A 7,783-nucleotide genomic window follows, 5' to 3' on the forward strand; every position below is an offset into this window, starting at 1 on the left:
CGAAAAATATTTTTTTGACACCCCACCAACGGCTCAAACCGTTGATAAATCAACATTTATAGAGGGAGGGATGAAGATGAAAAAATCACTATTTCTGATTGGGCTAGCGACAATGCTTGGTTTAGCCGGATGTGCAGGAAACAACGATGAGAGCAAAGAGATGAACTCAGAAGATAATCAAAAACAAGAGCAAAAAGAAGAAGATCATGCACATATGAATCATTCTAGCTCAGGTGAAGTACCAGAAGGTTTACAAGAAGCTAAAAGCCCAACGTATGAATTGGGAAGTAAAGCAACGCTGACAACTGATCATATGCCAGGGATGAAAGGTGCAGAAGCAACCATTGTCGGTGCATATGATACAACAGCATATGTGGTATCTTACACGCCTACAAACGGCGGAGAGAAAGTAACTGGTCATAAGTGGGTCATTCAGGAAGAAATAAAAGACGCGGGTGAAGAAGAGATACCAGCAGGAACAAAAGTGGTTCTTGAAGCAAATCATATGGAAGGCATGGAAGGTGCAGAAGCAACGATTGATTCTGCTGAGAAAACAACGGTATACATGGTAGATTACACGTCTACCACTGACAGTCAAGAAGTGAAAAATCATAAGTGGGTCACAGAAAGCGAGCTTACAAAAGAATAAAAATAACAAAGCATAGGTTGAAGCCTATGCTTTGTTCAGTTTGTCGACAAACTGAGCTATGGAGTAGGTCTCCATAGCTTTTTTAGGTAAGTGTTTGTCCATTATCAATTGTGACTACCTGCCCTGTAATAGATGGTTGAGTGAGCATAAATAAAATGCTGTCAGCAATTTCTTCAGGTGAGGATATACGCTGAAGCGGTAAATGCCCTGCAAGCTCATACATCTTTTCTTCATACCCAGTCCACCAAGGTGTATCAACAGCTCCAGGTGCAATACAGTTTACACGAATATGAGGTGCAAGTGTAACTGCGAGGGACTTTGTCATTGTATGAATAGCAGCTTTTGTTGCAGCATACGGAATAGATGAACCAATTCCAGTTACTCCAGCGACGCTTCCAATATTGACAATGGACCCACCTTTTTTCATATAAGAAACAGTTTCTTGTACGCAGTGAAACATTCCTTTTACGTTGGTCTTGTATAAAGAATCCCATATTTCACCAGAAGCTTTTTGTAAGTCATTCATTGCAATTTGACTGGTGATACTTGCATTATTAATTAAACCATCAATGTGCCCAAATGCGTGTACAGTTTGCTGAATCATTTTACGAACGTCAGATTGACTAGCTACGTCTGCTTTTGAAAGAATGGCTTTTCCTCCTAGTGTTTGAATACGTTGTTGCAGTATTTCCGCTTCTTTTTCTGAACTTCGATAATTAATAACGACTTTTGCGCCAGCTAGTGCAAGCTTTAGAGCAGTTGCTTTTCCAATCCCGGTCGCGCCTCCAGTGATAATAAAAACTTTATCTTTTACATTTTCCACGTGAATCAGCCCCTTCTATAGAAATGATTATATCTCCCCGGTAAAAATTAGTATAATAGTTATAAATAATACAGATATCATTTTAACTAATATCAAAGAGGAGAGTGGATATGGAAAGCAATGATTTAAAGATTTTTAAAGAAGTTGCAGAAAACAAATCGATTTCAAAAGCAGCAGAACAGCTAGGTTATGTTCAGCCTAACGTAAGTCAACGAATCAAGGTGTTAGAAAACGAATTAGAGGTTTCATTGTTTAAACGAACGAATAGAGGTGTAAAGTTAACGAAAGAAGGAGAGATTCTAATTGACTATACAAATCGGATTTTAACCTTAATGAATGAAGTTAAAGATACGTTAGCAAGTGAAAAAAGCGAAAAAACCTTGACAATTGGAGCATCGCAAACTGTTTCAGCAGGTAAAATCCCACAGCTTATTACCGATTTTTTAGAAAACTATTCAACCGTTTTGATTAAAGTGAAAACAGCTCAAGAACAAGTGTTAATGAAATGGTTAGAAAGTGGAGATATTGATGGAATGTTTATTAGCGGCAAGTATGAGCCAACTGCTTTCCAAAAGGTCTATACTTATTTTGAAAGCATAGCTATTGTTTCGTTTGATAAAAATGTTCATCAATCAAAAGCGCTTATCGTAAACAGTGATTTAAATTGTGTATATCGAAAGAAGCTTCTAGCATATGCAAAAAAACATAACCAAGAGAATAAAAAGATAATCGAATTTGATTCTTTAGAAGCGGTAATGCAGGCTGTTCAAAACGGGTTAGGAATAAGTGCACTTCCTTTAAGTTTAGCTAACACAAGAAAAAATGAATGCTTTCATATTCAGCAATTAGTAGAAGGTCTTATTGAAATTCATTTTATCGTTAGGGGAGAACACGAAAAAAGTAAAGGGCTAAAAACTTTTTCTGGATTTTTACGAAACGAAACATAATTTATAAATACGTTGTTTCCCCCTCTAAAATTTGTGATACGCACTAGAATGACAAGTTCATTCAGCGTACAAACTAACAAAAGAAGGAGGCTATTATGACTGAGTAAGTAGTAAAAACAGGACACACGAGATGTTCATTATTTTTGAGCAACATGGTTATTTAAAATTACTTTGGTCGCGTTGCCATACCAGTCGCAGTGCCTGCAATCTAAGAATCGTTTCACTTGAAGGCAACGGAATTAGGAATTGTTTTTTCCATTTATACATATTCATATACAATTATGCAAATCCGTGTAGATAGTTTACTAGACAGGTGGGGTATGAAGATTATGTCAGCGGGTTTACTCACCGCAATATCTTGGTTAATTGTTACTCTTTCAGGAATTGTAGTTGGGTGACATTAATCGAATTACGATTGCTGAGCAAAAGTCATTATAACAACAAGAGGTGAAAGACAATAATGCGCATTGTGAAGCCTTCTAAAATACTGATTACTTCTGTGTCTAAAAAGCAGATTACAAATGTCTTATTGTATGATTGTTGTATTGGGACACTAAGTTATGTTCTATTTGGATTTAATCATCGTGGTTTTTTTGCTTTTACAGGCATAGCAGGAAGTATCATCGTACCTATCTTAATGAAGAAGGCCTTTTCTACTTCTTTCTTTAATAAGAATTACATCATCAAAGTTAGATAGTATAAAAAGAGGTTAAAAATCACCCGTTGATTTTTAACCTCTTTTTTTGAAATGAAAAACGAAAAATATATATGTCTAAAAATGCTTCCCCTTTGATTAAGAGTTTGAAAGTCAGATTGACTCAGCTTCGATAAGATATATATAACAAAAGAATTATTGGAAAACAAAGGAGGGAGTTATTTTAATGCTTGAACTCGGTATCATTGCAAAACCAGTTGAAAAAAGCTTTCAATACGCACAGCAAAAAGAGCTTAGCTTTGTTGAGCTATGTATAAATGAAGGGCAAGATGTGTCAGCATTTTATGATCAAAAGGAGAAGTTAAAGCAGTATAAAAAAACCTATAACGTTAATGTTGGTTCGATTGGTAGATGGAAATCGCTACGCATTGACAAAAAGGGGCGCATCATTGAAGAAGAATTAGATAAATGTTTTCAGCTAATTGATGTAGCAAATGAGTTAGAGTGCTCTAACTTCGTATGTGGGTGTAACTATGTGGAGGAGCTATCCTACTATGAAAATTGTACAGCAGCCATTCAGTTTTTCTCACTGTTAATCGAGTACGGGAAACAAAAGGGTGTAGATGTGTCATCTTACAATTGTCGAAAAGGTAATTTTGTTCACAGTCCAGAAGTGTGGAAAATCGTACACGGTCATTTGAAGGAATTAGGAATTAAATTTGATCCATCTCATAGCCGTTACTTTGGAGGAGATTATCTGCAAGAGACAGTGGACTGGGGTCAGCGTTTTAAGCATGTACATTTGAAAGGCTCACTGCTTGTCAAGGGAATAAGAATTGATGATCCGCCTGCAGGATTGGATCAAACAGATTGGAAAACATTTGTTTCTTTACTGAGAGTTAAAGGATATTTAGGAGGATTAAGCATAGAGCCTCACTCATCTGTTTGGACCGAAGAATTAGGTGAAAAAGGAATTGATTACACAATTAAATATATGAATGACCTATTAGTGTGACAAAAGGGGATGTTAGAAATGAAAAATGAAAAGTTAAGATACGGATTGATTGGAGCAGGAAGTAACGCTATAAAAAAGCATTTAAGTAACTACTTATTGATTCCAGATGTTGAGCTTATAGCTGTATGTGATGTGAATATCGAGCAGGCGAAAGCTGTAGCAGAGCAATATGGAGCAGACAGCTTCTATCAAAATTATGAAGAAATGATTAAGCTGGAAAAACTTGATTTTGTTAGCGTTTGCACACCTAATTCTCTGCACGCTGATATTGCTGTTTACGCATTAGAACATGGTGTACACGTACACTGCGAAAAGCCGTTAGCTATTAATGGTGCAGAGGCACAGCGAATTGTTCATGCGAAAAATCGAGCCAAAAAAAAAGTGATGGTGGGCCTTAATAACCGCTTTACGAACGAAGCGGCCTATTTAAAAAAATTTATTGATGCAGGTCACTTGGGAGAGATTTATAAAGCTAGAGCAGGATGGATTAGAAGAAGCGGGATACCAGGCAGAGGTACTTGGTTTACAAATAAACAAGTAGCAGGTGGGGGGGTATGATTGATTTAGGGGTCCATTATTTAGATTTGGCACTATTTTTGATGGGAATGCCTAATCCATCATACGTTTCAGGAGCCATTCATCATCACTTTAATCAAACCACAACGCGTAACCGAAATGGTTACCAGGGAAATCCAAAAGGTATCTTTAACGTAGAAGACAGCGCAAGTGGCTTTATTGGTCTTGAAAGAGGCGCCACTATTCATTTTGATTTTAGTTGGGCGTCTAATATTGAAGAAGATCAAACGTTTATTGAATTAGCCGGTTCAAAAGGAGGAGCTACGATTATCAACGGAGAGTTGAAAATTTACTCAGAAGTTTTAGACACTTGCGTAGATATTTTGCCTAAGCTTCCTACTTCACATAAATTGATGAATGAATTTGAGCATTTTATTAGTGCCATTAAGAAACAAGGTGATTTAATGGCTCCAGCTGAACACGGTGCTTATATGATGAATATAGTTGATCATTTTTATGAATCAGCCGCTAAGCAGCAGCCAATCTTTTTTAAAGAAAACAAAAGTCAGTTTAAAGTCGCATCATCGACGTATGGATAAAGGCGATGACGTGCTATAAAAAGCGTTACCACTACTATACAGTGAAAAATTAAACATGAAGAGGAGTTATTTTATGAAACTAGGTTTTAACAGTGCAATTTTGGATGGCTGTACATTTGAAGAAGTAATTGATTTTGCAGCGGATAATGGTTTTTCTTGCGTTGAACTTTGTGCTTGGCCAAGAGGAAAAGCGCTTCGTAAATACGCAGGAGTAACGCATATCGACGTCGATCTTTTAGATGTAGACTATATTAAAAATTATACCGAGGCAAAAGGAGTTCGTATTTCAGCTATTGCTTATTATCCTAATCCTTTAAGTGATGATGAAGAAAGGAACTCTCATGCAATTGTTCATATCAAAAAGTGTGTTGAAGCGGCTCATAAGCTTGATATTAACTTGGTAAATACGTTTATTGGAAGAAATCAGTATCAGACAATAGAAGAAAACTTACTTGTTGTAAAAGAAGTATGGAAGCCTATTGTTGAATTTGCGGAAGAGCTAGGGGTGAAAATTGCAATTGAAAACTGTCCAATGCTGTTTACTGGAGATGAATGGCCAGGTGGACAAAATTTAATGACAACACCAGCTGTTTTTAGAAAAGTATTCGAGCTCATTCCGAATCAAAACTTTGGCTTGAATTTTGATCCGTCTCACTTTGTATGGCAGCAAATGGACTATATAAAGCCAATCTATGAATTTAGAAATCGAATTCACCATGTCCATTTTAAAGATATTAAGATATATAAAAATCGTTTGGATGAGGTGGGCGTAATGGCAACCCCTCTTGAATATATTTCTCCGAAGCTTCCAGGGCTTGGTGATGTTGATTGGGGGAAATATATCTCGGCGTTGACTGATATTGGTTACTTCGGCTATGCAGTTATTGAAGTTGAAGATAAAGCGTTTGAAAGCTCTTTAAAAGCAAGAAAAGACTCTATTAATTTAAGTAAAAATTATTTAAAACAGTACTTTCCTTACTAAGAGTTGACCATGTTTTTCACCAAGAGTATTCAGCCAATCTCTAAAATCAAGATAGGAAAAGACTGAGTGAATGGAGTAATAATATAACAATAAGAATATTATTTGGAGAAATCGATTGTTGCCACGGCAAAGTAGTCAAGGTTATCTATAAGGGATGCTTTTCAATTCTTTGCTACTTTTCTAAAGCGTTTACAAAGTTTGATAGAAGCAAATGTGAAATAACCTAGCATATGGTGTAGATGGGGAGGAACGGTTAATGTTTGAACAATACATGATTTGTGAAGATGGTTTTAAAAATGTGAAAGAAAACAATGAGGTAATTGGTTTTGAGATTCAGCTACGCATTCCTTATTATAGAGGAATTGCCCTTTCTCTTATTAACAGCATTGATTTAAAAATTGATGAAGTAGAGATTCCGCATAAGGATTTGGTGTTTAAAATAGAAACTGGAGAATCTCCTTATGAAGAGCTACCAACCGTTATTAACAATCGCTGGGAATTTGGAGAAAAAGCAAGATTATTCGTTGCTAAACAAGGTGGATTAACAGAAGGTGCACATGAAATAACTGTAAATATAAGCTTGCGAAATTCATATTTGCCTTGGCCGAATATAGGAGAAGATACAAAGGAACTTGTACTTGCTAACTAAAATGATAATAGAAATTTGGAGGGATAAATATGGGGGAACAAGGGCTTATTAAAAGAGGTGTTTCTTTATATAGCTATCAAGAAGAGTTTTATAAAGGAGAACTAACGCTTGAGCAATGCATTGCAGAGGTATCTAAGACGGGTGCAACGGGAATTGAGCTTTTACCTGAACAAATGATAAAAAGATTTCCAAAGGTAACGGATGAATTTGTAGATACTTGGTTTGGGTGGATGGACCATTATAAAGTAGAACCCGTAGCATATGATGCATTTTTAGATAATAAATTGTTTGCAAATCGTTCACTCACCTTAGAAGAAAATGTAGAGATGATGATAAGAGATTTAAAACTAGCTAACAAATTAGGGTTTTCGATACTAAGAACGCTCGTTTCCACTCCTCTTGAGGTTGTTCAAAAAAGTCTTCCGTACGCAGAAGAGTACGGAGTGAAAATAGCGCTCGAAGTTCATGCACCATTTACGTTTGGTACCCCGTGGTTTGAGGAAAGGATGAACTACATCACTGACAGTGGAACAAAGTGGTTTGGAATTATGCCTGATTTAGGAATCTTTGTAAAAGAAATTCCGCCGGTTATGGAGCAACGGTATATAAGAGATGGTGGAACACCTGAGATTATTAAATTTGTGAGTGAAAGATACGCACAAGGGATGGATAAAGATGAAACGTTAGCAAACGTACAAGCAATGAAAAATGCAAATGAAGTTGATCGTAACTACGCTGAGTTTGCTCGACACCTGGTCTATACAGATCCAAACATTTTGAGGGATTATATTCCTTATATCATGCATGTTCACGGAAAATATTACGATATTACATCTGATTTGAAAGAACCAAGTATACCATATAAGGATATTGTTCAAGGTAAGCCCGAAATATAAAAAATAGCGCACCTTCACGGTACGCACGACGAACGGCCAGCTAACTGAATTT

The 7,783-nt window shown here is 36.4% G+C and carries 9 protein-coding genes; 8 read left to right on the top strand and 1 reads right to left on the bottom strand.

Translation table 11 applies throughout. The features are described 5' to 3' along the window. The first annotated feature begins 76 nt into the window (after window positions 1-76). Entirely contained in the window at window positions 77-649 is a 573-nt protein-coding gene (locus AC1UFB_RS01260) for a YdhK family protein (RefSeq protein WP_025910321.1), read from the top strand. A gap of 82 nt (window positions 650-731) precedes the next feature. On the opposite strand, the gene AC1UFB_RS01265 is transcribed toward AC1UFB_RS01260, so the two are convergent. Further along, window positions 732-1,472, bottom strand: a complete 741-nt coding sequence (locus tag AC1UFB_RS01265) for an SDR family NAD(P)-dependent oxidoreductase (RefSeq protein WP_328101445.1) — start codon at window positions 1,470-1,472, stop codon at window positions 732-734. A 110-nt stretch (window positions 1,473-1,582) separates the two neighbouring features. On the opposite strand from AC1UFB_RS01265, the gene AC1UFB_RS01270 reads away from it, so the two are divergent. The 7 genes from AC1UFB_RS01270 (at window position 1,583) to AC1UFB_RS01300 (ending at window position 7,731) form a co-directional block, all read left to right on the top strand. Beyond that, complete coding sequence (locus AC1UFB_RS01270) at window positions 1,583-2,419, top strand: LysR family transcriptional regulator (protein WP_328101446.1); 837 nt, start codon at window positions 1,583-1,585, stop codon at window positions 2,417-2,419. An 881-nt stretch (window positions 2,420-3,300) separates the two neighbouring features. After that, window positions 3,301-4,089: a sugar phosphate isomerase/epimerase family protein gene (locus tag AC1UFB_RS01275; protein WP_328101447.1), complete on the top strand. Its 789-nt coding sequence runs from the start codon at window positions 3,301-3,303 to the stop codon at window positions 4,087-4,089. A gap of 18 nt (window positions 4,090-4,107) precedes the next feature. Further along, window positions 4,108-4,647, top strand: coding sequence for a Gfo/Idh/MocA family protein (locus AC1UFB_RS01280; protein ID WP_482588346.1), 540 nt, complete (start codon window positions 4,108-4,110; stop codon window positions 4,645-4,647). Then, window positions 4,644-5,204: a Gfo/Idh/MocA family oxidoreductase gene (locus AC1UFB_RS01285; protein WP_328101450.1), complete on the top strand. Its 561-nt coding sequence runs from the start codon at window positions 4,644-4,646 to the stop codon at window positions 5,202-5,204. The genes AC1UFB_RS01280 and AC1UFB_RS01285 overlap by 4 nt, the downstream gene beginning before the upstream one ends. Before the next feature lie 73 nt (window positions 5,205-5,277). Next, window positions 5,278-6,186: a sugar phosphate isomerase/epimerase family protein gene (locus tag AC1UFB_RS01290; protein ID WP_328101452.1), complete on the top strand. Its 909-nt coding sequence runs from the start codon at window positions 5,278-5,280 to the stop codon at window positions 6,184-6,186. A 256-nt stretch (window positions 6,187-6,442) separates the two neighbouring features. Then, complete coding sequence (locus AC1UFB_RS01295; RefSeq protein WP_328101453.1) at window positions 6,443-6,835, top strand: C-glycoside deglycosidase beta subunit domain-containing protein; 393 nt, start codon at window positions 6,443-6,445, stop codon at window positions 6,833-6,835. 29 nt (window positions 6,836-6,864) lie between these two features. Then, on the top strand, window positions 6,865-7,731 hold the full coding sequence (locus tag AC1UFB_RS01300) for a sugar phosphate isomerase/epimerase family protein (RefSeq protein WP_328101454.1): 867 nt from the start codon (window positions 6,865-6,867) through the stop codon (window positions 7,729-7,731). The last annotated feature ends 52 nt before the right edge of the window (window positions 7,732-7,783 follow it).

It is taken from the genome of Priestia sp. KCTC 13724 (genome assembly GCF_056820425.1).

Coding starts and splice junctions, on each gene's coding strand:
- AC1UFB_RS01260 (WP_025910321.1), top strand. CDS start 77: ATGAAAAAATCACTATTTCTGATTGGGCTAGCGACAATGCTTGGTTTA.
- AC1UFB_RS01270 (WP_328101446.1), top strand. CDS start 1,583: ATGGAAAGCAATGATTTAAAGATTTTTAAAGAAGTTGCAGAAAACAAA.
- AC1UFB_RS01275 (WP_328101447.1), top strand. CDS start 3,301: ATGCTTGAACTCGGTATCATTGCAAAACCAGTTGAAAAAAGCTTTCAA.
- AC1UFB_RS01280 (WP_482588346.1), top strand. CDS start 4,108: ATGAAAAATGAAAAGTTAAGATACGGATTGATTGGAGCAGGAAGTAAC.
- AC1UFB_RS01285 (WP_328101450.1), top strand. CDS start 4,644: ATGATTGATTTAGGGGTCCATTATTTAGATTTGGCACTATTTTTGATG.
- AC1UFB_RS01290 (WP_328101452.1), top strand. CDS start 5,278: ATGAAACTAGGTTTTAACAGTGCAATTTTGGATGGCTGTACATTTGAA.
- AC1UFB_RS01295 (WP_328101453.1), top strand. CDS start 6,443: ATGTTTGAACAATACATGATTTGTGAAGATGGTTTTAAAAATGTGAAA.
- AC1UFB_RS01300 (WP_328101454.1), top strand. CDS start 6,865: ATGGGGGAACAAGGGCTTATTAAAAGAGGTGTTTCTTTATATAGCTAT.